Origin of the sequence: Microbacterium sp. M3, from assembly GCF_033548675.1 — a bacterium.
GTDB classification, from domain to species: Bacteria; Actinomycetota; Actinomycetes; order Actinomycetales; family Microbacteriaceae; genus Microbacterium; species Microbacterium arthrosphaerae.
Window position 1 is genome coordinate 489,230 of sequence record NZ_JAWTZT010000002.1, and the last position, 26,147, is coordinate 515,376.

The 26,147-nt window shown below is 67.5% G+C and carries 28 protein-coding genes; 21 read left to right on the forward strand and 7 right to left on the reverse strand.

The window, feature by feature from the left end; all coding sequences use genetic code 11:
- The 19 genes from R8Z57_RS07635 to R8Z57_RS07725 all read left to right on the forward strand — a co-directional run bounded on the left by R8Z57_RS07635 (window position 1) and on the right by R8Z57_RS07725 (window position 15,603).
- The gene (locus R8Z57_RS07635; protein WP_318353166.1) at window positions 1-1,005 is read left to right on the forward strand and encodes a ParB N-terminal domain-containing protein; all 1,005 of its coding nucleotides are present in this window, start codon (window positions 1-3) and stop codon (window positions 1,003-1,005) included.
- Window positions 1,005-1,685, forward strand: coding sequence for a hypothetical protein (locus R8Z57_RS07640; RefSeq protein ID WP_318353167.1), 681 nt, complete (start codon window positions 1,005-1,007; stop codon window positions 1,683-1,685). The genes R8Z57_RS07635 and R8Z57_RS07640 overlap by 1 nt, the downstream gene beginning before the upstream one ends.
- 255 nt (window positions 1,686-1,940) lie before the next feature.
- Complete coding sequence (locus tag R8Z57_RS07645) at window positions 1,941-2,870, forward strand: M23 family metallopeptidase (protein WP_318353168.1); 930 nt, start codon at window positions 1,941-1,943, stop codon at window positions 2,868-2,870.
- 4 nt (window positions 2,871-2,874) lie between these two features.
- On the forward strand, window positions 2,875-3,141 hold the full coding sequence (locus R8Z57_RS07650; RefSeq protein WP_318353169.1) for a DUF6112 family protein: 267 nt from the start codon (window positions 2,875-2,877) through the stop codon (window positions 3,139-3,141).
- Between the two features lie 109 nt (window positions 3,142-3,250).
- The gene (locus tag R8Z57_RS07655; RefSeq protein WP_318353170.1) at window positions 3,251-3,520 is read left to right on the forward strand and encodes a DUF6112 family protein; all 270 of its coding nucleotides are present in this window, start codon (window positions 3,251-3,253) and stop codon (window positions 3,518-3,520) included.
- A gap of 29 nt (window positions 3,521-3,549) precedes the next feature.
- The gene (locus tag R8Z57_RS07660) at window positions 3,550-4,950 is read left to right on the forward strand and encodes a conjugal transfer protein TrbL (protein ID WP_318353171.1); all 1,401 of its coding nucleotides are present in this window, start codon (window positions 3,550-3,552) and stop codon (window positions 4,948-4,950) included.
- Window positions 4,947-6,410 (forward strand): SCO6880 family protein, encoded by a 1,464-nt coding sequence (locus R8Z57_RS07665; RefSeq protein WP_318353172.1) that lies wholly within the window; start codon window positions 4,947-4,949, stop codon window positions 6,408-6,410. Before R8Z57_RS07660 ends, R8Z57_RS07665 begins: the two co-directional genes overlap by 4 nt.
- Before the next feature lie 83 nt (window positions 6,411-6,493).
- Complete coding sequence (locus tag R8Z57_RS07670) at window positions 6,494-6,979, forward strand: hypothetical protein (RefSeq protein WP_318353173.1); 486 nt, start codon at window positions 6,494-6,496, stop codon at window positions 6,977-6,979.
- The gene (locus R8Z57_RS07675) at window positions 6,970-8,469 is read left to right on the forward strand and encodes an ATP-binding protein (RefSeq protein ID WP_318353174.1); all 1,500 of its coding nucleotides are present in this window, start codon (window positions 6,970-6,972) and stop codon (window positions 8,467-8,469) included. Before R8Z57_RS07670 ends, R8Z57_RS07675 begins: the two co-directional genes overlap by 10 nt.
- 68 nt (window positions 8,470-8,537) lie before the next feature.
- A complete protein-coding gene (locus R8Z57_RS07680) occupies window positions 8,538-9,044 on the forward strand; it encodes a hypothetical protein (protein WP_318353175.1) in 507 nt (168 codons plus the stop codon).
- Window positions 9,041-10,813, forward strand: coding sequence for a type IV secretory system conjugative DNA transfer family protein (locus tag R8Z57_RS07685; RefSeq protein ID WP_378722830.1), 1,773 nt, complete (start codon window positions 9,041-9,043; stop codon window positions 10,811-10,813). The genes R8Z57_RS07680 and R8Z57_RS07685 overlap by 4 nt, the downstream gene beginning before the upstream one ends.
- A gap of 54 nt (window positions 10,814-10,867) precedes the next feature.
- Window positions 10,868-11,293 (forward strand): single-stranded DNA-binding protein, encoded by a 426-nt coding sequence (locus R8Z57_RS07690; protein WP_318353176.1) that lies wholly within the window; start codon window positions 10,868-10,870, stop codon window positions 11,291-11,293.
- Window positions 11,294-11,302: 9 nt separating this feature from the next.
- Window positions 11,303-11,872: a hypothetical protein gene (locus R8Z57_RS07695; RefSeq protein ID WP_318353177.1), complete on the forward strand. Its 570-nt coding sequence runs from the start codon at window positions 11,303-11,305 to the stop codon at window positions 11,870-11,872.
- A 321-nt stretch (window positions 11,873-12,193) separates the two neighbouring features.
- Window positions 12,194-12,733 carry a sigma-70 family RNA polymerase sigma factor gene (locus R8Z57_RS07700; protein WP_318353178.1) on the forward strand — a complete coding sequence of 180 codons (540 nt, stop codon included), beginning with the start codon at window positions 12,194-12,196 and terminating at the stop codon, window positions 12,731-12,733.
- A 2-nt stretch (window positions 12,734-12,735) separates the two neighbouring features.
- Window positions 12,736-13,398, forward strand: a complete 663-nt coding sequence (locus tag R8Z57_RS07705; protein ID WP_318353179.1) for a hypothetical protein — start codon at window positions 12,736-12,738, stop codon at window positions 13,396-13,398.
- The gene (locus R8Z57_RS07710; RefSeq protein ID WP_318353180.1) at window positions 13,395-14,411 is read left to right on the forward strand and encodes an ImmA/IrrE family metallo-endopeptidase; all 1,017 of its coding nucleotides are present in this window, start codon (window positions 13,395-13,397) and stop codon (window positions 14,409-14,411) included. Before R8Z57_RS07705 ends, R8Z57_RS07710 begins: the two co-directional genes overlap by 4 nt.
- A gap of 67 nt (window positions 14,412-14,478) precedes the next feature.
- Window positions 14,479-14,634 carry a hypothetical protein gene (locus R8Z57_RS07715; RefSeq protein WP_318353181.1) on the forward strand — a complete coding sequence of 52 codons (156 nt, stop codon included), beginning with the start codon at window positions 14,479-14,481 and terminating at the stop codon, window positions 14,632-14,634.
- 77 nt (window positions 14,635-14,711) lie between these two features.
- The gene (locus tag R8Z57_RS07720) at window positions 14,712-14,972 is read left to right on the forward strand and encodes a DUF3892 domain-containing protein (RefSeq protein ID WP_318353182.1); all 261 of its coding nucleotides are present in this window, start codon (window positions 14,712-14,714) and stop codon (window positions 14,970-14,972) included.
- A gap of 91 nt (window positions 14,973-15,063) precedes the next feature.
- Entirely contained in the window at window positions 15,064-15,603 is a 540-nt protein-coding gene (locus R8Z57_RS07725) for a hypothetical protein (RefSeq protein WP_318353183.1), read from the forward strand.
- Between the two features lie 371 nt (window positions 15,604-15,974).
- Here the strand turns inward: R8Z57_RS07725 and R8Z57_RS07730 are convergent, their stop codons facing one another.
- The 5 genes from R8Z57_RS07730 to R8Z57_RS07750 are packed head-to-tail and all read right to left on the reverse strand — an operon-like array spanning window position 15,975 to window position 22,828.
- A complete protein-coding gene (locus R8Z57_RS07730; protein ID WP_318353184.1) occupies window positions 15,975-17,270 on the reverse strand; it encodes a hypothetical protein in 1,296 nt (431 codons plus the stop codon).
- A complete protein-coding gene (locus R8Z57_RS07735; RefSeq protein ID WP_318353185.1) occupies window positions 17,267-20,359 on the reverse strand; it encodes a hypothetical protein in 3,093 nt (1,030 codons plus the stop codon). Before R8Z57_RS07735 ends, R8Z57_RS07730 begins: the two co-directional genes overlap by 4 nt.
- A complete protein-coding gene (locus R8Z57_RS07740; RefSeq protein ID WP_318353186.1) occupies window positions 20,356-21,045 on the reverse strand; it encodes a hypothetical protein in 690 nt (229 codons plus the stop codon). Before R8Z57_RS07740 ends, R8Z57_RS07735 begins: the two co-directional genes overlap by 4 nt.
- Window positions 20,976-21,530: a hypothetical protein gene (locus R8Z57_RS07745; RefSeq protein ID WP_318353187.1), complete on the reverse strand. Its 555-nt coding sequence runs from the start codon at window positions 21,528-21,530 to the stop codon at window positions 20,976-20,978. The genes R8Z57_RS07740 and R8Z57_RS07745 overlap by 70 nt, the downstream gene beginning before the upstream one ends.
- Entirely contained in the window at window positions 21,527-22,828 is a 1,302-nt protein-coding gene (locus tag R8Z57_RS07750) for a hypothetical protein (RefSeq protein WP_318353188.1), read from the reverse strand. The genes R8Z57_RS07745 and R8Z57_RS07750 overlap by 4 nt, the downstream gene beginning before the upstream one ends.
- A gap of 159 nt (window positions 22,829-22,987) precedes the next feature.
- Between R8Z57_RS07750 and R8Z57_RS07755 the strand changes: the two genes are divergently transcribed.
- Both R8Z57_RS07755 and R8Z57_RS07760 read left to right on the forward strand, forming a co-directional pair.
- Window positions 22,988-23,770 (forward strand): hypothetical protein, encoded by a 783-nt coding sequence (locus tag R8Z57_RS07755; protein ID WP_318353189.1) that lies wholly within the window; start codon window positions 22,988-22,990, stop codon window positions 23,768-23,770.
- A 35-nt stretch (window positions 23,771-23,805) separates the two neighbouring features.
- Window positions 23,806-24,207 (forward strand): hypothetical protein, encoded by a 402-nt coding sequence (locus R8Z57_RS07760; RefSeq protein ID WP_318353190.1) that lies wholly within the window; start codon window positions 23,806-23,808, stop codon window positions 24,205-24,207.
- 264 nt (window positions 24,208-24,471) lie between these two features.
- Here the strand turns inward: R8Z57_RS07760 and R8Z57_RS07765 are convergent, their stop codons facing one another.
- A complete protein-coding gene (locus tag R8Z57_RS07765; RefSeq protein ID WP_318353191.1) occupies window positions 24,472-25,440 on the reverse strand; it encodes a hypothetical protein in 969 nt (322 codons plus the stop codon).
- Window positions 25,433-25,708: a hypothetical protein gene (locus tag R8Z57_RS07770; protein ID WP_318353192.1), complete on the reverse strand. Its 276-nt coding sequence runs from the start codon at window positions 25,706-25,708 to the stop codon at window positions 25,433-25,435. Before R8Z57_RS07770 ends, R8Z57_RS07765 begins: the two co-directional genes overlap by 8 nt.
- Window positions 25,709-26,147 lie beyond the last annotated feature (439 nt).

A 26,147-nucleotide genomic window follows, 5' to 3' on the forward strand; every position in this document is an offset into this window, starting at 1 on the left:
GTGAGCACGAGAATCGGCCACATCGAACTCGAACGCTCCGTCGCGTCGATCATCGTCGGCAAGCGACACCGACACGAATACGGCGACCTCGACGAGCTGGCGGCGTCAATTGCCCGCGATGGGCTGCTCCAGCCGGTCACCGTGACGCCCGAGGGCGTCCTGGTGGTTGGGGCGCGACGCCTCCAAGCCCTGAAGATGCTCGGCGAGAAGACGATCAAAGTCTGGGTGACGTCGGGTATCTCGGATCCCCTGGCCGAGCTGCTCGCCGAGCAGGCCGAGAACGCGCTCCACAAGCCGCTCACGCCCACCGAAGCGGCAACCCTTTACACGGAGCTGAAGACGCACATCGCGGAAGACGCCCAGCGACGCCAGTCCGCAACACAGTTCAGTCGCCCGGACGCTCCGGCCAGAAACCACGGTGGTGCCACGGTGGCACCACCGCAATTCAAGCCGGGGAAGAGCCGTGCACAGGCCGCACAGATTGTTACCGGAAAGGCGTCGTACACGACCCTTGAGCGCATTGCCGAGTTGCAGCGGCTGGTCGACGCTCCCGGCACGGACCCGGACGTCCGAGAACGGGCGGGCGACGAGCTGCGACTCATCGATGAGGGTGGGAGCGTCACGGCATCACACGCGCGAATCCGTGGACTCCTCGATCCGGCGGTCCCTCGTGAGTTCGAGGACTTCGAGACACCTGACGACTTCGAACCACCGGATGAACTCGAGCAGCTCGCGAACGCTGCCCTGGCGAGGGTGAAGGAGGCCAAGCGCAACAAGAGTGCATCCAAATCCCGGAAAGCGTCCAGGCACGTGTTCCCCGCCCGCGCCTTCGTCCGGGTCTGGGAAGACCTCGACCAGTGGTGGACCCACTTCGACGTCGCCGCTGTCGCCACCGAACTCTCTGATGAGCAGCTCGCGCAGTTCGAGGAGACGCTCGCATCCACGGTGGAGTTCTTCGCGCAGTTGCGAAGCGCACGTACTCAGTTGGGATCGGAGATCGCGTAATGGCACGCATGGTTCCTCCAGGTCGCCGACGCCTCGTCCTCCTCATCGCGGTCAGCGCCGGCGTGCTGGCCGCGCTCGCTGGCGTCGGGCTCTATGGCCTCGTCCTCGCGCCGTCCCCCGGCACAGCGGCGCCGTCGCTAGATCCGACACCACAGACAGTCGCGCCTGTCGCCCCGGACCCGACGGCCCCAGTCGCCGCACTCCCCGCAATCCGTTCCACAGTCCATGCCGAGGCCTTCGCGCGTGATGCGGCTTATGCGCTGATCACCTGGGACACCACCGAGTTCGAACTGACCGAATACGCACAGGTCATCGTCGACGCCGGCGATCCGTCCGGTGTCGAGTCCGCCGCCCTCGCATCCGATGTCCGCACCTACTTTCCGACAGCGGATGCATGGTCGAAACTGCGCACCTATGGCACGCGACAGTGGCTGACGATCGACGAAGCGTTCGTCCCGGCATCCTGGAACGACGCGCTCATTCAAGCAGCCGAAGACGACCTTCTCCCCGGCACCGTCGCCTACACGGTCTCGGGTACTCGTCATCGCGCCGGCATCATCGGGACACAGGCGCAGGAGACATCCCGGCCGATCGCGTTCACCCTGTTCATCGCCTGCGAGCCCAGCTTCGACGAATGCCACCTGCTTCGACTCTCCGAGGTCGACAACCCCCTTCGATGACGCCGCGACATGAAGAAACTTGTGATCGGCCTCCTGCTGGCCTTCCTCGTCGTCCCCTTTGCGGGGATCCTCGCCGTACCCATCGTCCTCTCTCCTGCGGCCCTCGCTGCATGTCAGACGTCGGGCCAGCTCGTTGTGTCCGGTGTGCCGGACACGCTCACCGCGTCACGGCGGGACGGCGTGTCCGTGACCCTCAGGCGTGCGCAACTCACCCATGCGGCGGCCGTTATCACAGTCGGAAGCGGAGTTGACGGCGTGGGGCGGCAGGGTGTGCTCATCGGGCTGATGGCGGCGCTGACGGAGTCGACGTTGAGGATGCTGGCGAACGCGGCGCATCCGGCATCCCTCGACATGCCGAACGACGGCGTTGGGAGCGACCACGACTCCCTCGGCCTCTTCCAGATGCGGCCGAGCTCGGGATGGGGCACTGTTGCCGACCTCATGGATCCGACGTACCAGGTACGCGCGTTCTTCGGTGGTCCCGGGGGCCCGAACTATCCGTCGCCGGCAGGACTCCTAGACATCCCGGGGTGGCAGACCGCGGATCCCGGTTCCGCCGCGCAGTCCGTCGAGCGATCCGCGTTCCCCGACCGCTACCAGGACTATCAGCCCGTCGCGGAAGCCATCATCGCGGCACTCACCAAGACGCCATCCCTCGGAAATCAGAACGCGGCACCGCTGGACACGGTCGCCGAGACAGCGCGCGTCGTGTTCCCCCTGCCGAGCGGCACATGGGTCCGATCCAGCGGATATGGCTGGCGCGATGACACGATGACCGGACGACGGGCGTTCCACGCAGGCACCGACTACGCCGCCGCCGACGGCACGCCCATCCTGGCGATCGCGGACGGTGTCGTCAGCTGGGCAGGACCATACGGGCAGTACGGTCAGCTGATCGTCATCGAGCACACGGTCGACGGCAGCAGAGTCGCGTCCGCATACGCCCACATGTGGGACTCCGGAGTCCACGTGTCCGCCGGCGAGCGGGTCACCGCCGGCCAGCACATCGGCGACGTCGGCGCATCCGGAAAGTCCCAGGGAGCGCACCTGCATTTCGAGATCCGACCCGGTGGTGCGTTCGAGCCGTCGGTCAATGCTGAGGTGTGGCTCGCCGAGCACGGCGCCGAGGGAGTGACCGCCGCGACCTCCGGCCAGTCGGCCTGCCTCGCGGGCCCTTCGCGGTGAACGGATGGACATCTTCCCGGACTTCGGAGCGGTCGGAGGCGCCAGCGACCTTCGCGCGCTCGTCGGCGCGCTTCTCATGTACGTGCTGATCTTCGCGGTGCTCGCGATCCTGGTGTGCGCGGTGACCTGGGCGATCGCGTCATCGAGCGGCAACTACCAGTCGGCTATCAGGTCGCGCGCCGGCCTGTTCGTCGCGGTCGGTGTCGCAATGCTCGCGGGCGCGGGAGTCGCGTGGATGAACTTCCTCATCGGGGTCGGTCAGCAGCTGTAGCCGCGCACGTCGGGTACTCGACCCGTGAATGCGGATGCTTCGCAGGTCGCGGGGATCCCGCACGCACCTTGTACGCAGGTTCGTTTCTGCCCAGACAAGGAGCAAGACCGTGATTGACATCGTCCCCAATGGGTCGGGACTTCCCGGCATCGAGCAGCTCCGCGTCATCGTGGGCGCCGTGATGACTGTCGGACTCATCCTCGCCGTGCTCGCACTCATCGTTGCCGCCGTCGCGTGGGGATACGGCGCGAACTCCTCGAACCCCCACCTCGCATCACGCGGGAAGCTGGGCGTCCTCGTTGCGTGCGGGGCGGCCGTCATCTGCGGCGCCTCGGTCACGCTCGTGAACTTCTTCTGGGGCGTCGGCCAGTCCGTGTGAGCGGACGAGGCGATCGAGAGGCAACGCGAGTGGGGGGCGTATGTGACATCCCGGCCATCGCCGACGTGTGTCAGACGGTCGGCACAGGTGTCGCATCCCTCGTCGCCGCGCCGTTCGACTGGCTCGCGCACACACTGGCCGCCGCCGCGGCCTGGTTCTTTCGAGCGGTCTGGGCGGTCTTCGACACGACCACGCTCGTGGACGTCACCGGCGGACAGTACGTCCAGGTGTACAACCTGCTCTTCGGCGTCGCCCTCTTCGTCATGCTCGTATTCTTCTGTCTGCAACTGATCACCGGACTGGCGCACCGCGATCCAACCGCGCTCTCGCGCGCCGCAATCGGGCTGGGCAAGTCCGTCCTCGGATCGTTCGTCGCGATCACGCTCACAGCGACCCTTCTGGAGATCACGGACCGACTGGCGATCGGCATTGTGCAGGCCACGGGCAACACCATGGAGGGGATGGGCGACAGGATCGCCCTCATGGCCACAGGCCTCGTGGCGATCAACATCACCAGCCCCGGCGTCGGGGCGATCATGACAATCTTCCTCGCCGGCCTCGCGATCGCCGCGACCGCGATCGTCTGGTTCTCGCTCCTCATCCGAAAGGCCCTGCTGCTCGTCGCGATCGTGTTCGCCCCGATCGCCCTGGCGGGATTCTCCTGGGATGCAGCGCGAGGTTGGTTCGGGAAGTGGGTGGCGTTCGTCGTAGCGCTCGTGTTCTCGAAGCTCGTGCTCGTCGTCCTCTTCCTCGTCGCCGTCAATCAGACCGCCGCTCCGATCGACCTGGATTTGGCATCGATCAGCGACCCGATCGCCGGTGTCGTGCTCATGCTCGTGGCAGCGTTCGCGCCGTACATGACGTACAAGTTCATCTCGTTCGTCGGCGTCGACATGTACCACGCGATGTCGACCGAGCAGGAAGCGAAGGGCGCGATGAACCGGCCCGTGCCGGTGCCGGTAACCCCCGCCACCGGGCGGGCTGCGAAGTCGATCCTCGACGGCGCCGGCGCCGCGAAAGGCTCAGGCGCCCCCGCAACGAGCACCGCGGCGGGCGCAGGCGGAGCGACTGCAAGCCCGGGCACAGCCGGTGCGGCCGGCGCGGCTGGTGCCGGAGCGTCCGGCGCCGGAGCGGCAGGGGCAGGCGGCACCGGAGCGGCAAGTGCAGGGGGCGCCGGCGCCGCCGCGGCCGCGGGCCCCGCTGCCGCCGTCGTCATCGGCGGCCGGGTGGTCAGCAAGGCGGCGACCGCGGGTCCCCAGGTCGGCAATGCCGCGGGGCAAGCGGCCGCTGGGCACGCCGAAGGTGCTGTTCCCACCGAGCTTCCGACGCCCGCGGGCGCGACGGTTGGCGTGCAACCCGCGCTGCAGCCGAAGGCGGCGGCCACTCCCCCGCATCCGATTCCCAACCCGCGTGAAAGGACACCCGCATGACGACCACGAACACGCATCGCGCGAATCAGCTGCGCCCGGTCCAGTTCTCCCGGCTCCCCAAGCGCGGAGTACTGCTCGGGCTCTCGCTCGCTCAGCTCGTGACGCTCGCCATCGGGCTCCTGGCGTTCACGACCGCGGTCTATATGGGCGGCGGCATCCTGTTCGGCCTGACGTCACCAATCTGGGCGACAAGCCTGGTGCTCTCGTTCGTTCCTATCGGCGGGCGAAAGATCATCGAATGGGTTCCGATCGCTGTCCGTTGGATGTGGAGAAGCATTGGAGGCCAGCTCTGGTTCCGTGCGGACGTCGTCAGACCACGCCCCGCCGGGACCCTCGCACTCCCCGGCGACGCCGCCGCGCTGCGGGAATGGGTGGATCCCGAGACGGGCGCCGCGATGATCCAGGATCCTCACGCCCAGACTCTCACCGCTGTCGTCAACATCACGCACCCCGCGTTCGTCCTGCTCGACAGCGGTGAGCAGGAGCGCCGAGTCGCGGGCTGGGGCCGCGTGCTCGCCACCGCGTGTCGGTCGGGCCGGATCGCCCGCGTGCAGATCTCCGAACGCACCGTCCCCAGTTCCGGCAGCGGGCTTGCCGAATGGTGGGCGCGGCACGGGATCGACGACGACACCTGGCCGGCGGTGACCTACACGGAGCTCATCGAGCGAGCTGGCCCCGCCGGAGAGCGACACGCGACCACGATTTCCTTGGCCCTGGACTTACGCGCAGCGGCCCGCCAGGTCCGCGTCGCCGGTGGCGGAATGAAAGGGGCGGCCAGCGTCCTCCGTCAGGAGATGACCACCTTCACCACGGCGCTGCGTGCCGCAGACCTCACGCCGACCGAGTGGCTCACTCCCGGTGAGGTGGCCGTCGCACTCCGGTCCGCCTACGACCCCGCTGCTGCACCGGCCCTCGAACGACATGGCGACATTGGCAGGTCGCTTGCCACTGCCGGGCCGGTCGCTGTCACCGAGTCCTGGGACCGGCTGCGGACCGACTCCGCCCACCACGCGGTCCTGTGGATCTCGGAGTGGCCGCGATCGCAGGTATTCCCCGGCTTCCTCTCGCCCCTCCTGCTGACGTCGGGTATCCAGCGCACCTTCACGCTCATCTGCACCCCCGTTCGCGCCGACGTCGCCGCGCGCGACATCCGCCGGAAGAAGGTGGGGCTCCTCTCCGACGCCGCCCAGCGGGCGAAGATCGGTCAGATCGAAGATGCGGCGCGCACCGCCGAGTACAACGACGTAATCCAGCAGGAATCCGATCTCACGGCCGGGCACGGCGTGCTGCGGTACACCGGGCTCGTCGCGGTGTCGGCCCCGTCGACGCACGAGCTCGACGCCGCAGTGGCCGCAATCGAGCAGGCCGCAGTGCAGGCCGCGTGCGAGACGCGCCGACTCGTCGGGCAACAGGCACAGTCATTCACCGCCGCCGCCCTGCCGCTCTGCCGAACTATCTGACCTTGCGCGACTCACCACGAACGTCACCCACCCGGGGACCCCACTCGCACCTCCTCAGAGACTCCGTTGCAAAGGGAAGCGACATGCCCACATTCCACGATCCCGTCGTCGATGGCGAGGAAGCGCGCCAGGCGCTCCGCGCCCTCGCGCACGCAACACGCTCGTTCGACCAGCCGGCAGCGACCTACACCGTCGTCGGAGACGTGCTGGGCGGCCTGAGATCGCTCGAGCAGATTCTCGACCAGCTCGCGTCAGCCCACACCAGCGCGAACGCTGTGGCCCGTACCAACGACGGCGACCCGTGGGCAGCCATCGAGGAAGCACATGCGGCTGCGAGCGCGCTGCGCCGCGCGTCTACCCTGGTTGCACGAGCCGGGCTGGCTGTAGACAGGGCCTCAGCGCACTCCGGACGAATTGCCTGGCATCCCGCGACGCCTGCCGACTTGTCACCCCTCCCGGAAGCGCTCGCCCCCCGGATCGATGCGGAGGACTCCTTCCAACGCACCAACCCGTTCTTGTCTCCACGTTCGGCATCGACGAACCACCGGCGTGACGGGGTATGCCTGTGAGCGCGCGCGAGGATCAAAGGGTTCACAGTGCTGTGCTCGTGGACCCCGCTGGAGAACGCAGGAAGGACCGTCGCGCCCGGCGAACAGCATCCCAGCAGCTCACGGCTGACTCGCGAGCGGCCGTCGCGGCAGCGCGACGTGCAGAGGTGGACGCACTGCGTGCCGATCAGCGAGCGACCACGTTCCTTCCCGCATCCGGAGAGTCTCGCGCTGCGGCGCTACGCACCCCCGGCCGGCTCCGCATCCCGCGGCACCAGGACACCAGCGCGACTCTCGCCGGCGCATACCCCTTCCTCGCCGAGGGCGGCCTCGGCTCTCAAGGAGTCTTCGTCGGACAAGACCTGTACTCGGGCGCGTCGTTCGTCTACGACCCCTGGGTGCTGTACTCGCGCGGGATGATCACCGCCCCGAACATCGTTCTCGCGGGGATCGTGGGCTCGGGCAAGTCCTCGCTCGTCAAGAGCCTCTACACGAGGTCGATTCCCTTCGGCCGCCGGGTCTACGTTCCCGGCGATCCCAAGGGAGAGCACACTGCGGTCGCCGAAGCTGTCGGCGGGCAGGCGATCGTGCTCGGCCACGGCATGTCGAACCGTCTCAACCCGCTCGATGAGGGTCACCGCCCGTCCGGCCTCACCGATGAGAGCTGGGCCGGCCAGGTCGCCTCGCGCCGCCGCGACCTCATCGGGGCCCTCACCGAAACAGTGCTCGAACGACCATTGAGCCCGCTCGAGCACACCGCGATCGACCTCGCCCTTGCGGACACTGTCCGCTCCTGCGAAACACCGATCCTGCCGATGGTCGTCGAAAGAATCCTCTCCCCCGACGACGCACACAGAGCGGACCATCGACTCGTCGAAGACGGCAGGGTCGTCGGGCACGCGCTCCGCCGGCTCGTCGCCGGAGACCTCGCCGGATTGTTCGACGGGCCCAGCACCGTCACCTTCGATCCGACCCTTCCCATGATCTCGCTCGACCTCTCCCGGGTCGCCGAGAACGCGACGCTCGTCTCCGTCCTCATGACCTGCTCGTCTGCATGGATGGAGTCGGCCCTTCTCGACCCGCACGGCGGGCAACGATGGGTCATCTACGACGAAGCCTGGCGCCTCATGTCCCACCCGGCCCTGCTGCGACGGATGGACGCCCAATGGCGGCTCGCGCGCCACTACGGAATCGCCAACCTGCTGGTGTTCCACAAGCTCTCCGACCTCGACAACGTCGGAGACCAGGGGTCCGCCATGCGAGCCATCGCCTCATCGCTCCTCGCGAACGCCGAAACCCGGATCATCTACCGACAGGAAGCCGACCAACTCGGAGCCACCGCGACCGCGCTCGGTCTCACCGGCACGGAGCAGAGCCTGCTCCCGGGGCTCGGCACCGGGCAGGGCCTCTGGCGGATCAAGGACCGCAGCTTCGTCGTGCAGCACCAGCTGCATCCTGCAGAGCTCGCAGCGTTCGACACAACCAGCCGGATGACGGAGGGCGTGAAATGAGCACAACCCAAGCGGTGCGACCAACCGCCGACGCGACCCACATGCCCCCGGTACTTCCCGTAATCGCGATGACGATCGCGGCGGACGGGACCATGACTGTCGCCGTCGACGGAAGGGAGTTCGAACCGCCCCGATTCGGCCCGCCCTGGGTGCGGTCCTCGTTCGCTACAGTCATCGATGCCGTGCTGGAAGAGCGAGGCTCCCCCGTACGAGTCCTCGTCTACGAAGCGGACGGCGCCGTCTTCACCGACATCGTCACGCGGCCGCTGCAACCGACACTCGACCCCACCGCGGGGCCGCCGTTTCGTGGCGGCTGTTCGGACAAGCCGGCGCCGCGCGACGATGCCCTCATCGACGCACGCCCGCATATCGAACCACCGCGCGTGGTTCTGGGCGAGGATGGCTTCATCCCCGGCGAAGACGTTGCCGTCGCGGTCATCGTGCGACACACCAAAGCCTCGGCGGACGGCTCGGCGCGCGCTCTGCTGGAGCCAGGGCTCTGCCAGGTCAGCGCCGGTGAGGTCGTCCTCCTCGGTCGCATCTCGGGAACGTGCGTCATCGGAGACCTCACGTGACCGGCAACCTGAGCCTCGATGCCTCGGGTCGCGACGGGCTCGCCAACCTCGCCCTCCTCGCCCTCGGCGCGTTCGTCGCCATCGCCGCCGTCCTTCGCGTAGCCGGCACCATAGCCGCCTTCGTCACCGGAGCGAAGCAACCGACTGGCGGCCTTGCCGCCGGACTCGGAGTGTTCGGCTCGCCCGCCGACCCCGGCGCATCCCTGGGAGCCGGCGGACTCAACCCGATCGTGTATTGGACGGTCGTGGCGCTGCTCGTGTTGCTGGTCTCGATCGCGGCGTGGTGGGTGTGGCGCGCCATCCGGAATCTCACGCGTCACTCTCGAGCCGATCCCAACCGCATCGCCGGCATCGCATCGTCCGCTGACGTGCGCCGCGCAGCCTCGGACCGCGCGCTGCTGTCCCGGGCAGCTCATCTCCGGGCATCCGTCGCGAAGCCTCGACCCACCGATGTGGGGTACCTCGTCGGAGCAGCGCGAGGATCAGAAGTCTGGACCTCCGTCGAGGACTCCATCCTCGTCATCGGCCCGCCCCGATCCGGCAAAGGCGCGCACATCGTGATCAACGCGATCCTCGACGCACCCGGAGCAGTCGTCACGACCTCTACCCGACCGGACAACCTCACCACCACCATTCGATCAAGGATGCGACGCGGACCCGTCGCCGTCTTCGACCCACAGCATCTCGCCCCAGGCGTCCCAGCCGGCCTACGGTGGTCACCTGTCCGCGGCTGCGAGGTCCCCCTCACCGCGATGATCCGAGCGGCGGGACTCGCGGCCGGCACCGGTTTATCCGGTGTCGGGGTGGAGAACGGCGGCTTCTGGGAAGGAAAGACGCGTACCGCGCTCCAGGCGCTCCTGCATGCGGCGGCGCTCGACGGCCGATCGCCGGCCGAGCTCTACCGATGGACGCTCGACCCAGCCGCAGCCCAAGACGCCGTCGCGATTCTCACGACGAACCCCGCTGCGGCCACCGGCTGGGCGGAGTCGCTCGAGGCGATGATCGACGCCGACCCTCGGACAAGGGACTCGATCTGGCAAGGAGTGTCTCTCGCCCTCGCCGCGCTGGCCGACCCGCGCGTCCTGGATGCCGTGAGCCCCGGCGAGGACGAACAGTTCGATCCGGAAGCCTTCCTCCGACACAACGGCACCCTCTACCTCCTCGCCACCGGCGCCGGCGCGGGTGCCTCCTCGTCCCTGGTCGCCGCAATCGTCGAGGACCTCGTCGAAACAGCCCGCCGAGTGGCGGCGCGCTCCCCCGGCGCACGGCTCGACCCGCCCGTTCTGCTCGCACTCGACGAAATCGGCAACCTCGCTCCCCTGCCGTCATTGCCTGTGCTGATGGCGGAGGGCGGAGGGACCGGGATCACCACGATGCCGGTGCTTCAGTCGCTCGCTCAAGCTCGAGAGCGATGGGGCGACAACGCCGCCACGGCTATCTGGGACGCGAGCATCGCCGAGATCGTGCTCGGCGGAGCCTCCGGCTCTCGCGACCTCCAAGACATTTCCACGCTGATCGGCGACCGCGACGAAGTCACCGACTCGATCACCGTTGGCGAACGCGGGCTCCGTTCCAATCAACGCTCCACGCGACGCGTCCCGATCATGCCCCCCGACGTGATCCGCACGCTGCCGTACGGCACGGCCCTCCTCATGCTTCGTGCCGCGCCCCCGATCGTCACGCAGCTGCGGGAATGGACCGCGCGCCCCGACAGCGCGCGGCTCCGCGACGACCGCGCGCGGGTTGAGGAACAGCTGCGGCGGGGATAGCCGGCGCACCTACTTGCTATGGCCGACCCGCGGCCGCCTCGGTAGGAGCATCCGATGACGATTCAGACCCAGCAATCTCTCTCCGGCTTCCTCGCTTCGGAGCCACAATTATCGTTCAACGCCAAGGGCGAGGCCCGATTGTGGGTGCGCATCGGGCAGGAACACTTCGAACGCAACGATGACGGCACCTTCACCCAGCTGGAGACCACCTACCACGACCTCGTCATGTTCCGCCGCAACGCCGAGCGCGCCTACGCCATGTTCAACAAGGGCGACGCGTTCATTGCCGAGGGCTACACACACAACTCGTCACGCCAACGCGACGGGGAGACTGTCGAGACGGAGGAGTTCGTGGCGAAACGCCTCGGCCACGACTCCGCCCGGACTAACTACACACTGCAGCGCCGCCGCATGGTTCCCCCGCTCGTGCCCTCAACTCCGTCGGTGGCGAAGCCCGCCGTCCGGCCTGTCTCCCTCTGAGGCCGGCCGATGACTGCCGACGAGCCTCTCCAGTTCCCCGGCTACCGGTTCGATACGCCTCCGCCGGACGGGCCGGATGCCGAGCCAGAAGGTCTTTCCTCAGCGCCGCGCCCCGTGAACTGGAACCTGCTCACGTCGGACCAGGCGGCATTCGAGTGGGTCGAACTGGACCGGTGGGTGAACTGGCTGCGCCGCACATACGGGCTCGGCCCCTCGGTCATCCCGCCACTCTGGCATCGCCACCCCGAGCTCGTCTGGGAGCTGTCGGCCTTGCACCTGCACTGGCTCTGCGCCTACGACGAGCAGCAGCACGGCTCCGCTCCCCTCGGCTGGCACCGCGACTTCGCCGAAGTGCGAGAGCGCCTGCACGACTGGGTAGCGGCATGCGGCTCGCGCCTCGACCGCGACCGCGCCACCCGACAGACGTCGTGGCCAGGCGAGGACCCTGCACCCGCGATCGTTGAGGGCGCGATTAACGACCGAGCCGCCGACTTCCGCGCCTTCGTCGTCGAGGACGTTGCGCGCCGGAGGGCCGTGGAGGATGCCTTCATCGGTGACGGGGGTGGCCTCCGCGAATAGACGCTCTGCCGCTTCGACGGCCGGCGTCCTGGTGACGCGTGTGGCCAGCGACAGACTGCTCGCAAGCTCGACCCCATCTCCCTCACGCCGGTCGAGAGCATGCGCTGGAGGACCGGCTTGCGCGCCGCGCATGCTGATCGGGCCGTCGACGTCTACACGCTCTTTGAGCAACGCCACGGCCGCGGCCATATCGTCATCCACACCGGCGACCGACTCTGACCAGTCAGACGCAAGAAGTGGGACTGCGCCGGGCTAACTCCGACGGCGGCTCGTCCGACTACTTTGTAAGAGACGGGTTCAGGCTCGCCAGGAGATGGCGACATGAGTGAAGATGCGGAGGCCCCCGTGAAGTCGGATCCATCTGTAGATTGGGCGGCTCTGTATCAGAAGCATCGCGCTGCGATGTACGGAGTCGCCTACGAAGTACTGCGCGGAAGCGGCCATGTCGATCTGGCCGCCGATGCCGTGCAGGAAGCGATGGTCTCGCTGATGAAGAAGCCGCCAACCGAGATACCTCGCAGTTGGGAAGCGCTGCTGGTCGCGACGGCAAAACGGCGGGCCTTGGATATGATCCGATCGGCCGCGATGGTACGCGGCGTGGAACTCTCCGCGGAGTTCCTTCCCGGCGCGGCGCCGTCGGACGAGGATGAAGCCCTCGAACGGCTTGAGAAGATGGCACGTGCGCGCCCTGTCATCGCTCGGCTGGATCAGCAGGCGCACACCGTATTCGCGCAGTACATAGTGTTGGACCGCCCGCGCAGTGACGTCGCGGCCGAACTGGGCGTGACTCCCGCTCGGATCAGTCAGATCGCGACGAGGGTGTTGTCGGAGATCAACGCAGCGGTGCAGGGAGGAGGATGACGATGAGTACAGAAAACAGAGACGACAATATCGCGCGCATCCTCGACGCACGCGAGGGCCGGTCGGCGCTCGAAGCCGCGGACGCCACGACCAGCGAAAGATCCAATCTTCGCGACCTCGCCGCTGCAGCTGATCTGGCCTGGGCGAGCGCACAGACCCCGCCGCCGCTGGCGGATGACCCGGTCGCCGCGATGCTCGGCCTCGTTCCCGACCCCGACCTTGAGTTGGACAGCAAAGCCTTCGCAAGCGCACGGAAACGCGCAGGTTTCACGGTCAGCTCATTTGCCGCGAGGCTCACCACCAGAGGGTGGGATGTCTCGAGCAAAGATGTCTTCGCGTGGGAGAGCGGAAAGAGTCTGCCGCATATCCCCGCGCTCATCACCGCGCTCGCTGAAGAAACCGGCGTCGACCCGGATCGACTGCGGCGACAGTCGGGAGTCGACCCAGAGCGGGCGAGGCTCGCGGCGGTTGTGGCGTCGACGACGTTCCAGCACCTCGCTGAGCGGTGGGCGCGTCTGCAGGGTACGACCGTGGCGCTTGCATCCTCCGCGTTGGAGTCGCGAATGCTGGTCGCCGTGCACCGCGGAGGCGCTCCCGACGCGGAGGTGCTGCTCGACTCGCTCGAGGCGATGGTTAGCGCGGTGGAGGACGTTCAAGAGTCATGAAGCTGGGGCCGTGGGTAGATCAAGCGATCACAATCCTTGACGCGCCCACGCGCGAGCAGTTCGCGCTCGACCCGCATGATGCACTCACGAATCAGCTCGGGCTGACTGTGCGTCCGGTCGACTCACTGTCCAGCACTCGGGACGATGGCGGCTTCTGCGATGGGATGTCTTTCCTCGACGACGGCGTGATCCTTTACGCGCCGACGCCGAACAGTCGCCGACAGAACTTCACCCTTGCCCACGAACTCGGCCACTGGATTGTCGAGCGTGACCAGGGTCTCTTCGATTGGATTGCCGACCAATCCGATCCGCCGGCCCTACTGGAAACAGTATGTGACCAGATCGCGCAGCGGCTTCTGCTACCCGAAGTACTCACAAACGAGGTCGTCGGAACCGACCTGGTCCGCGCGCACCATGTGCAGGATCTCTACGAGAACAGCCAGGCCAGCTACCAGGCCTGCGCGATCGCGATCGCGCGGCGTATCCAAGGACTCGGCGCAGTCGTCCTCATCGACCGCTACGACGGGCAGGTCCATCACGCGAGCATCCAACCGGACCCGGACGACGGGTGGCCCGCTGTCTATCCGTGGCGCGGGCAAATGCTGCACGACGCGCACGCCCTGCGAGAGATTCTCCCCGGATCGACGCTGACTCGACGGATCACCTGGCGGGACTCATGGGGGAGAACGGAGGACTTCTACGCGGACGCCATCTCCGATGACCGCCGCGTGATCGCCATCCTCGCCGGACACGACATCTGGAAAGTCGACCCCGGCTACATGATCCAACCCCGCGACTTCGACACCCGCCCGCTCCTGACTATCTACTGCTGTGGGCAAGACCGCACCTTCCGCGGCTACCCGTGCCCGACCTGCGGGAAGGGGTTCTGCCCCGTCTGCAAGAACTGCCATTGCGATCGAGCCTCGAAGACCGAGGAAGCCTGCCGGGGCACCTGCTTCCAGCTTTTCCAGCGCCATCTTCTGGTCGACGGCCTCTGCGAGGACTGCCGCTAACTCAATCGCCTTCTGCTCCGACTACTTAGTGAGGGGCTGACCGTCAGCCCCAGAAATGGAGCCGGAAATGGCGAAGAACACGGGACGCGGTCACCGCGTCGGAGCGGTCACGGGTCGCAGCGAGTTCCAGGTCGGCAAGACCTGGTTCAAGCGCGACACCGCAACCGGCCGCATCCTCAACGGCAGCCCGAACCAGCACAAGGGCGTCCGCAACGAGAAGTGATCGAAGCGGAGCCAGCCCGGCGTTGGCTCCGCTCGTCACCGACTTCATCTCACCCTCATCAAGCGAAGGCATGAATCATGGCAAATCGACGAGTAACCCACACCCGCAAGAATCGTGATGGTGACATCACCGCCATCGGCAACCCCGGCCAGTTCTGGTCGCCGCGCGCCAAGGCGGACGCCATCCGCGACATCGAGACCCGTATGCACACCTACTACGTGCAGTGGCCCGAGCAGCGCACCGAGATCCGCGTCGTCAACGGTGCCACGGGGAAATACCTCCGCACGGACCGCGACAACACCACCCGCAACAACCTGGACGACCTTCCCGACCTCTGAGGAGCGCTGATACGGGAGCGGACGCCGACCCCAGCTCCCGTATCCACGTTCCCGATTCCCGCTCGATACAGTGCTGACACGGAGGCACCCTATGACAACCGAGAGTTTCCACCGGCTTACCCGAGCCGTCATCGCCGCGTCCGTTGCGAACGAGTGGAGCGCCGCCGTTATGGAATGGGACGTCACCGAGCTCGAGGAGGACCCCATTGGAAGTGGGGAATGCGTCTGCGGGCAGCAGGAACTCGTGCTGCTGTTCACCATCACGAACAAGCGCAATGGCGCCCAGCTCTACCCCATCGGCAGCACCTGCGTTCAGAAGTTCGGCCGCACCGACCTCAACCGGCAGGTGACCCTCTACAGCGACCTCTTCCGTCTCCGTGCCGCCATCCTCGACAACAAGCACATTGCCCTCACCAGCGAATACTTCTCCCGGGCAATGATCGAGTACCTCAACGACGAGGGAGCCTTCACGCCCGATCAGTGGGATGCCGATGGTGGATACGCGTTCATCCTCGACATGTTCAACAAGCGCAAGAAGGACGAGATCACCAGGCCCCAACGAGCCAAGATCACCGTCCTCCTCAACCGGAAGGTCCTCCCGTTCGTGCTCGCAGATGCGAGCCTTGGCTAAGCGGCAACTCTCGGACGACGCCGCGGCCAGTGAGGGATTAGTGAGAGCTACCCACCCAGCAGCGGAATCAGAGGAACAGCTTGCGCACCGAGCAGCGCACCAAGGGCACCCGAAGCCGCATCGCCTAGGAAAGAGCCGAGGGCGGTGAGCTCTCGCTTGGCCCGCGAAGGAGAATCAGTCTCGACCGCATCACGTGCATCCGCAATGAGGGCCGCGACCGCCGTGCTCATGTCAGCGGGCAGTGTTGAGAGGGCCTATTCAATCGCATCAAGCACCGCCGTCGACTTAGCAGCCCACTCGCTGTCGACGACGAGTACCTGGTTGGATCCAGGACTGGCATTCGCGACATTCGCGTTGTCGCAAGCGGGAGCTCACGCAGCGCGCAGTGCCTCCCGAATGGCTTGGCGGATTGCGGCCTCCTGCTCGACCGGCCGACCCCGCTCCCGCACTGCTTGCGCGAACGCAGCGACCAGCGGCAAGGACTCGACCGACAGCTCCGCGAGTGCGTTGAGCGTGCGCTTCGAGAACGGGCGCATCGTGGCTGGCGCGACCGCCCCCGCGTCGACGACGACCACGTTCGCTTCCGCCGGCATGACGGCTGTGATTAGTCTCGCGATATAGACCCCGCCGAGGTCCGCGTCCGGTGCGATCAGAATCGGCAGGTCGGCGCGGGCCGCTCTTCGCGCGACCTCGGTACAGACTCGCAGCACCGCGTCGGCGGGCTGCCCGGCAAACCAGACGACGGCGATGTCGGGGTAGATATCGCAGACAGCCTCGGCCGCCTGCAGGTTCTCCACGAGGACGACGGCGCGAGCGTCGCCGGGAAGCGTGACGCCCCAGCCGTCGACACCGGAGGCTCGGAGCCTGACCGGCCCCGCGAACTTCGACAGGTCGATGCCTGAAACGACCAGGGCTCCGCCGAGCCCGATGTACGGGGACCGCGCCAGTCCGAGTGTTCCGATCGTGGCTTCGCACACGCCTGCCGCCCGGAGGATGCTCGGTGCATCTTCCCGCGCCTTCGTGTGCCCGAAGTGCACCTGCGAGAACGCGCGCGGACCGTCGTGCGTGACCCCGTCGAGCAGGTCATCGGCGGCAGCCACGAGGACCGCCAGCGATGCCTCATGGGTCGCCGGGTCGCCCAGTGCGGCCGCCATCCCCGGATCGAGTGCACCGACCCGCTCGGCCAGCGTGCGCGCGTGGGTGCGCAGCGACTCGCGGTCTACGGCACGGTCATTATTGCGGTCGCGTCGCGCCTGCTCCCACGTGGGCGTGAGCAGCCAAGCCACCGGTTCGTATTCGACTCGACCCGGCCGATTCATGCGCACGTCCAGCTCGACGACGCCGGCCTCGACGAGTGAGTGCGACACGAGCCGCGCTGTCTCGGCATCCGCCCATCGGCCCAGCACTGTTGCCCATGCGCGTCTACTCGCCCCGAGCACCCACGCCCAGTCGGCTTCCGTGATGGGCACGTTCTCGATCGCCCGTGCCATCGGCTCGGCCGCAACAAACCTCAGCCGATCGCTCTTCAGGCGACCTCGGCGATCTGATGGGGCCCTCAGCTCACCATCCCGCCGGACCAGCGGCACGACGGCGCGGATGTGATCGGACGGGTCCGCCCAGGGAACGCGAACGCGTCCGTCCTCGAGGCGCTCGAACTCGGGGGTCACAGCCACGGCCGACCGGACCGAACGGCGTCGCCGATCAGGTCGACGCGTTCGCCGAACTCGTCGAAGCCCCATGCGCGCACAGGCTGGTTGTAGACCTGGTGCTCCGACGCGTGACGGAACCACAGCAGCTCTCGGGAGTAGCTCGCGGCGTCGTCGAGGACCGAATCCTGGCAGACGCCGAGGATGGTGATCCCCTCGCTCTCCGCGACGGACTGCATGACCTTCAGGACGTCTTTGCGATTGACGTCGCCCAGCGAGTTGCCGAGCTCGTCGATTACAAGGACTTTGCCGATCTTGGAGGATTCGTCGCCGGCGACCAGTGCGGCCAGCGTGAGGTGGAAGGACGCCACCTTGTGTGCCGCGCCGTTGAGCGTGACCTTGTAGCTCGTGAGCCGGCCGCCGCTGGACCGCCGCCACTGCGGGGTCACGTCCCAACGCCAAATCGCGTCGGAGGTCTCCGGGCGACGCGACGCCACGACCAGATCGGCGCCGAAGCCGCCGTGCTCGCGGCTCAGCCGGTCGAACGAGGCGCGCATCCGATCGAAGCGCGCCTCGACCGACTGCTCGATCATGTCCTGCAGCGTGCCCAGTCCCGATGCCATCCCGGACACCTCCTTCTCGAGCACACCGAGGTTCAGGTCCCGCGCGGCGCGCTCACGCTCGATGCTCTCACCGACGATGCTGTCGAGCTCGGCGGTGCCATCCAGTCGGAGCTGCAGCGGCATGGCGAAGTCCACGAATGAAGGAGCATTCCCGCCGACGCCTTCGTTGTCCGGCTCCAGGACGCGCTGACGCTGATCGTCATTGCCGATCCCCAGCAGGTCGTCCGAGAGAGCGCCATCAGCGCCGAAGGCCACGATCGCCTCGCGCAGCGCTTCGGACGCGCGCCGCCGGATCGTGTCGGGCTTCAGGGCGCGGACCGCCTCGTCCTGGGCTGCGAGAGCTTCCTGTGCCTCTTCGACCGATCCACCCCATCCGAACTGCCAGTACGGCAGGTTCAGCTTTGAGATTTGCGCCGCGGCACGTTCGGCATCCTCCCTGCAGTTGCGCACCTCCTGTTCGCATTCCTTCACCCGGCTTCTCGCCGTCAGCAGTTGGGCCTGGTGCCCTGCCTGTCGTCCGATTGCGGACAGGAGCGCCGACTGCGCGTCATTGGCAGCGGTGTCGGCGGCTGTCCGAGCATCCGCCTTCTCGACGATCTGAGCGTCGATCCCCTTGATGGTGTCGGTCACTTTCGCGAGCTCGGCCGCCGCCTTCGCGGTCGCCTCGTCCTGCTCGCATTGACCCACGGCTTGCTCTGCCCGGACAAGTGCCGTGTCCGCGTCGGAGACTCGCTGCTCGGCGTCGCGAACGGCGTCCTCCGCCAGACTGATCCGCGTGGCACGACCGGTCACCGGTGTCGCGAACTGCCCGATCGTGATCACGCCGACGTCCGGGTCGTGCGCGTAGACAGGGTCGAGGTGCACCGACGCGCGCTGATCCACTCGGTTCAGGAAGCCGCCGATGGCCCAGGTGGTCTCGACGCCCTCGGGTACTGGCTGTGCGTCGACGTCATCCTTGTCAGTGGTGATGAGGGTCGTGCCGGGGATGCCCGCCACCGCGGCCACTGCCGACTGGAGATCGGATGCGCGGACCACGATCGCGTCCCGCCAGGGCCACAGCAGCGCTTCCCACTCCATGCGCGCGGCTTCGTTCACATCAACCGCGTCAGCAAATCCCGCGCACACCACCTCCGCCGCGACCAGCGCGTCGATCGCGGACGCGGTCTCCGGTGTTCGTCCCTCCACAGCCTCCGCCAGTTGGCGCCTCGCCTTCGCGACCGCCCCTACCGCGCCCTCGCGGGAGACCTCTGCCGAGGCCCGCCGCCGATGCGCGGCTTCGAGTGCCGCCGCGGCCATCTCGACGCTGCTGCCGTCCCATCCGAAGGCTTCGTCGACGAGTGTCGATTCCCGCTTCTTCACCTCGTCCAGCCGGCCCCGAAGCTGCTCGATCGACCCGGTGATCCGAGCGAGCTCTCCAGCTGCACGCTCCTGTTCAGCACGTGCGGACTGCACGGCGGCGTCCAGTTCCGTTCCGTCGCCGATGGCGCGCAGGTCGTCCCTGGCGGCATTCGCGTCCCGCTCGGCGGTCTCCGTCGCGACCAACGCGTCGGCCCGGACTACCTCCGCCTCCGCGATGAGCGGGACGACCTCGACGAGACGCTTCGCGAAGTGCAGGCGCCACATCTGTTCCCCGCGGGCGAGGTGCCCGCGGGCGCGTTCCCTGCCTCGGATGCCCTCGAGCTGCGCCTCCTCGGTGTGCAGGCGGTCCCGGTGCGTCGTCTGGGCTTCGCGCAGGCTGCGCTCGTGCTCGCCCAGCTTGTTGCGCTGTTCCTGTTCCGCATCGAAGTGATGCCGGAGTCCGGCGAGTCCGATCAGCGCATCGCCGATCGCGGCCGGCGACATGTCGGTCATCTTCTCGGAGAGCAGCGACGGCGCGTTCTTGCGCAGATCCGTGTCCAGGAACGACAGACAGCGTGGGGCGTCGCCGTACAGGGTCTCCCCCATGCGTCGGGCCGAGCACTCGCCGTCGCGCCCGAGGCTTGTCCACAGTTCGTCGGCCTGCCGATACCGGGCGTCGTCGGTATCGGCGTCGACGACGACGATCCCCGGCGTGACCCTGGCGACCAGATGGGGCTTCGCCTTGGTCAGCCGTACCCATACGGTGACTGCGGAGTGCGCGTCGTGATGGCCACGCCGCGCGAATACGCCGATGATGTACCCGCGCTCCGCCGAGAAGAACTCCCCCTCGATGCCTGTCGCCTCTGCCTGCAGCAGCAGGCCGACAGCGGGCGCGCCGCCGTTGATGTCGAATCGCCACTGCGGGTCGCCGAGGAGCACCGTCACCACCGACTGGAAGCTGGTCTTTCCCGAACCGTTGGAGTCATTCTTCGGCCCCTTCCCCGAAACCGCCACGAACGAGCCTGGGACGATCGGGGCGATGTGCGTCGTGAACCGGGCGACGTCGATCGTCTGCACCGCAACCAGCTCGCGATCGCCGACGAGGCCGAGGTTCGTCGTTGTCGCGTTGACCACGGAGGTGATGCTCATCTGGTGCTCCCATCGAGGCGGGCGGCCCGTGACCGCCGGATAGAGTCCGCCAGCGCACCAGTCGGTTCGGCGAGGAGGACGAGGTCTTGGAAGATCTGTTGCTGCACGCGTTCGGTGAGTCGCAAGAACTGCGGGCCGGGCACGACCCATCGATGCTCGCCCCACCCGAGGATGCCTGCGTCGCGAAGCCGTCTCAGTACGCTCGCCACGACGGTGTCCGGGAATCGCGATCGCGATGAGAGCTCGCGCGGGTTCACCGCCCGTCCCTCGGTCCACGGCGCAGCGGCAGGGATCTCCCCCTGGGCACGCGGGATCGCGACCGACCACAGCAGGATCAGCGTCAGCACGGCGCGATCAACAGGCGGCAGCACCCCGATCCCGACGGTAGCGAGCTGCATGCGGACAGTGTCGTCGTATCCCGTCGTGAAGCCATACGGCGTCTCGATCAGGACCTTCCCGCCATGCGCGAGCAGCTCCTCGAGGACGGCGCGGAGAGACTCGTCGCCGAGCGCATGCAGGAACGATCTCGGGACGGGGTTCTCCGCCTCTTCGAGCACTCGCACGGCCGTCAGCACGTCCTGCCGGCGAGGTTCGCTGAGATCGTCCAGGCGGTTCATCATGCCCCCTCGGCCGACGGGAGACGGTCCCAGTTCACCCGAAGGGTCTCCTCGGCTCTGCTCGACCAAGTCGCGACGACCGGCCCGAGCCGGATGGAGTCGTCGTCGCGATCCCACGTGACCAGGCCGGTCGCCTCGAGCGTCGTCAACGCGCCGATGGCGTGGCGGGAGACGCCGTCACCGATCTCGTCACTGCCGATCGCGCCCAGCTTCGCGTACGCGTTCAGGATCTGGCCCTTGCTCGACGGCTGCCCTGGATAGAGCGACGCATCCCTGACCGGCCAGCAGCACCGCAGGACTGCGGCCATCGTGCGCGCCAGCCGGGGCGCCGGCTGCCGTGACCACCTGACCTGCTCGATGCCGTCGCCCGACCATGCGTCGTCGGTCAGGTCGCTCCAGCCGCAGGTGACCTGTCCATCGCGCAGGTCGACGACTGTTCGCCCAGACTGGCGGATCGCCTTGGAGATCTCGCGAGATGGTTCGACGACGCGCAGCAAGGTCGCTGCAGCAGCCAAGGCGGGGCCGCTCAGCTGTTCGAGGCGCTCATCACTCACGTTGCCACCTCGCTGAAGCCGTCGAGGACCGCCTCGAGGTCCTCCTCCCCTGCCGCGGAGTCGGCGTCGGCTCGGGCGTCCAGGACTACCCGGTGCAGTTGCACGGGCGTGACGTACGAGACCGGGCCGGCCGGGTCAACCAAGATTGATTCGGACATCGTCAGGGCGTAGGGCTGCTCGGGATCGGCGTCCATCGCGATGAGGTCAGCGATGAGCTGCGCGGCACCCGGCCAACCGGCGGCGCGAAAAACGCTCGTCAGGTCGTCGGAGGACGCAGCGTCGATCGCATTCTCGGTCCGGCGGATGCGGGACTGCTTCGCCCGTTCGCGACGGATGCGGGCGGCCTCCAGCGGGTCGGTCTCCGCCTCGAGGGTCGCTTCCCGAACCGGTCGCACCCGGACCGTGCGCGGGCGGATCGCATCCATCGTCTCGAGGATGATGGCGGCGTCCAATTGCGAGGTCGCCGGTGCGAACAGCACCCGCTCGAACGGCACCGCGAGTGCGTCGCGATCGCTTGTCTGCGCCGCGGTCCGGTACTGCTCGGGATCGAGCATCGAGAAGTCCCGGTTGCGGGTGTTCTCCTGCAGAAGCCGATCGATCATCCGCTGGACGGCGTCGGTGTACCTCGTCGCGCCCAGGATCAGCCGATCGCCCGCCCCGGCGAGATTCGGATACCGCACGCTGACCTGCTCGATCAGGCGCTTCGCATCGCTCAGGAGCTGGTTCGCGGCACGGTGATGTCGACGCTGCGCGATGAGCTCTCCGAGCGGGCGATCCTCGACGAGGCGGTTGAGGAACCCGGTGTGGATCGCGAAGGCTCGACGAGCACGGTCCAGAGCCGTCGCGACGGTGAACTGGGTCGCGGTGCCGTCCTCGATCGTTGCGCTCGTGCGGTCCAGCAGGGACAGCAGCTCCTGAACGCCGCCTTCCTCGGCCAGACGTGCGTACACCATCAGTCCCGCGACGCTGTCGGGATTGAACTGGTAGCGCTGCTGTGACCGCTTGCTGAGCTGGAGCATCCCCATGCGGATGAACACGCCGAGCCGCTCCTCGACGAACACCGCGTCCGGATGCACTCGCAGGCAATGCTCGAGGATCTGGGCTCTCGTGAGACCACGACCTTGGTCGAGGTCTCCGAAGGCGTCGTAGACAGCCTCTGCGACAACGAGCGACCAGTCCGAATCCTCGATGATCGCGCCGACGTCGATCGCGACCGGAGAGGTGAACGCCTTCAGTCGCGAATGAAAGGCATCAAAGGAGTCACCATCGCCTCCGGCGCCGAACAGCGTGGCATCCATCCCCAGCCTCCCCGCGAGCCCCCATGACTCGCAACGTCCCGTCGCGACGCTACATCAGGACACGGACATCGCCTGATCAGCCGCGGGAGCGGCGGTGAGATTGTGTCTGCGTCCATAGGTAAGCTCCGCTGCAGGGACTCACACGCGCTGGGGAGCGATATGCCGACGACGGTCAATGATCTGTTCAGAAACGCCAACGTGCTGCGTTCCGGGGCCGTGCGGTGGGGAACACCGGTACCGCTTGAGAAGCCTGGCGTCTATGTCATCGCGACGACCGAAGATCCACAGCAGCACACCGGCCTCGTCGAGTGCCCGATCGACGAGCACTCCGTCGACCAACTGATCCGGGTGCGACCGGAAATCCTGATCGACAACGCCGCTGCCGACGCTGCGCGCCTGACACTCCGGCTGCGGGCACTGTGGCCGGCCAGCGAGAGCGTCGTCTACATCGGCAAGGCCGGCACCGACACGAGTCGCCGGGTGAAGCAGTTCTACGACACCCGTATCGGCGCACGGGCCCCGCACGCCGGCGGCTGGCCCGTGAAGATGCTCGACACACGGCGCCTGTGGGTCCACTACGGCGCCACGGCTCGGCCAGGCGACGCGGAGGCTGCGATGATCGCGCTTTTCGCCGAGGCCGTGCCGCTCGAGGTGCGCCGCGCTCTGGTCGACCCGTCAGCCCCGCTGCCGTACGCGAACCTCGAGTACCCCGCCGGAAGGCGCAAGGCTCACGGGATTCGCGGTGCGAAGGAGTTGCGCCGGAAGCCGGCTCCTCCCCCGCGGCCCGCGCCTGTTCCTGCCGCTGGCTACTTCGACCGCTCCGAGGCCGCGGAGTCGATCGCGTTCGCAGCAGCCTTCGGAGGGCACGTACCGAAGAAGGACCATGGCACGTGCCCAGATTGCTTCACGCAGTTCACCCCTACTGGCACGTGCGCGTGCTGACGTGAGTACAAGGGTCGCTCGGCTACTGTTCGACCATGGATGACCGCTACTCGCCGAGCGATCGACAGATCTACGGAGCCGAGGACGACTTCGAGATGGACATGATCCTCGATGCCATGGACCGTGCACTGGCGGGTCCAGAGCGCACGAGCGCAGCGGCAGAACGGATCGCCGCGGCGCCGACGGCCGTCGCGCACCTGTGCACGAAGACGCCGTACCGCACCCAGGCCGCGGCGCGCCAGGCGCTCGCGCAGTGGAAGAGCGCCCGACCCGACGATCCGAAGGTGCCCCGTCGCGTCTACCCGTGCGACGTGTGCGACGGGTGGCATCTGACCCGAAAGCAGAGCGGCCGCCGGGTTCCTCCGTGGGACAAGAACCCACAGTGGCAGCGGCCGGCCGGTCAGCTCGCCAAACTTCAGCCCCGGTTCGCACTCTGAGGATCGGCTCAACCCCATAGAGGGCGCTCGCCTGCCTTCGCCCTGCGCCCCGTCTCCTTACAGCCCCGGCCCAAGGAGGCGCCCGCCAGAGGGACGACATAGCCGCGCTGACCAACCACGGAGCGGATGTCGTCGTGCGGATCGGAAGCGATTAGACCCGAGAGAGCCGGAGGGCTCGCCTGATCGCGAGCGATGCGCTACCGTCCCGGAAGCCCCAGAACGCGAGGAGGCTGCTAAGTCCGCGTGCACGACACGCGGATCGTGTCAGAGCGGGACCCCAGGTCCCCGCTTGGCTCGATCGGTCGTGAGCCAGCGAAAGACCGTCAACGACGATGTCGGGGATGCAACGTGTGCACGGAGGTAGCCGCGGCTCGCGAACTCAAGTGCGTAGCGGCGCGGCTCCGTGTAGACGTCGAGGGGCAGCATCCCGCCCCTGAAACGTGCGCGGGATACCTCGGCGACGCGCGCCCTCAGCTCGATTTCATGGTCAGCGAAGTACTCTTCGGCGATCGCGAGGATCTCGCGGACGACTCGACGGTTCTCTGAACGCTCCTGCAGGGCGTGGACCAGCTCTGGCGGTGTCGGCTCGTCTTGATCTCTGATCCGGGCGACGTCCTGAGCGGTGGGCTTCTGCGCGAAGAACGCGTCTGCCGCGGCATCGTTGTGGCGTCGTTCCGCCGCGTGGACCCGGTGCAGGTGACGCTCGGGCAGCCCCGCACGGGCGCGACGACGCGCCATGCGCCTCGCTTCGTTCTCGCGGTCTCGGTAGGTCGCCCGTTGATCAGATGTGGGCGACCAGCTCGAATTGCGGCCGGCCTCCCGGGCACGGTCGACCGCGCGCCGACGAGCCTCGTTCGCCTTGTCCGGGTTGGCAGCCTCCCGAGAGCGCCGGCGCTCGGCGATCGCCTCACGATTCCGGTAGTAGTAGTCACGCTGAGCCTGCTTGTATGCCTCGGGGTGCTTCTGCTTGTACCGCTCGCGTGCCTCCTGGCGCTCCTCGGGGTGCTCCTTTGCCCACGCCTTCGCCCGGTCGATCCCCTTCTGGCGCCGCTCCCTCTGGTCGCGCTCGCGCTGAGCCTGATCTCGCATGTACTCGCGGTTCTTGCGGCGGATCTCCTCACGGTTCCGATCGCGGTACTCGGCGTAGTAGCTCGGGTTCGCGTCGTTCCAGGCCTTCCGCTGAGCGGCCAGCCGCGCCGCTCGCGCATCGGCGATCGAGTGCTCGTCACTCACGGTGATCCGCCGTGGGCACGGGGTCGAGGTCAGCGAGCGCCGTGAACAGCTCCTCGCGCGCCGCTGTGGGGTCCGTGATCGCTCGCGCGAAGAGCGTGCCCATCCGCTCGCGCTCGGCGTCGGACACGTCACCGAGCCGCACGAGACACCACTCGATATCCTCGGCGAGGCGATAGCTCGGATCGTCGACCTCGATGCCGGGATAGTACAGGAATGCGAGCACGGCCACGTGCTCCAGGACGGCGTCAGCGCGCTCACGATCGCTCATGACAGGAAGGTGCGCGTCGCGCGTCCATTGCCCGCGTGGCGATGTCGCCGTCCCGTTCTAAGCTCATCCGTGTTCGGCCGGAGGGAGGAAGCCCGATGGTCGAACCGAGGCGATGGCACCCCCTGCTCGCAGCGCGGGAAGGTCCAACCGGAACGTGGAGCCCGCTCGACGGGCACAACCGTGTGTACGGCAGCATCGAGATCCGCCGCGTGAATGCCACCGACGTCCGGTACCGTGCGAGCTTTCAGGGCGAGGTCATCGGTTGGTCCACAACGCTGCGCCTCGCGTGCGAGCGGGTGCACGCCGAGTTCCTCCGCAGCCACGGCCCGAAAGGCGGACCGATCGCGAGTTGGGGCTCGACCAAACGAGATCCATAGGTCGAAGCTCTACGCCGCCTCGATGTCTTCCTCGTCGAGGAAGTCAAGTGCCGGATCGTCGG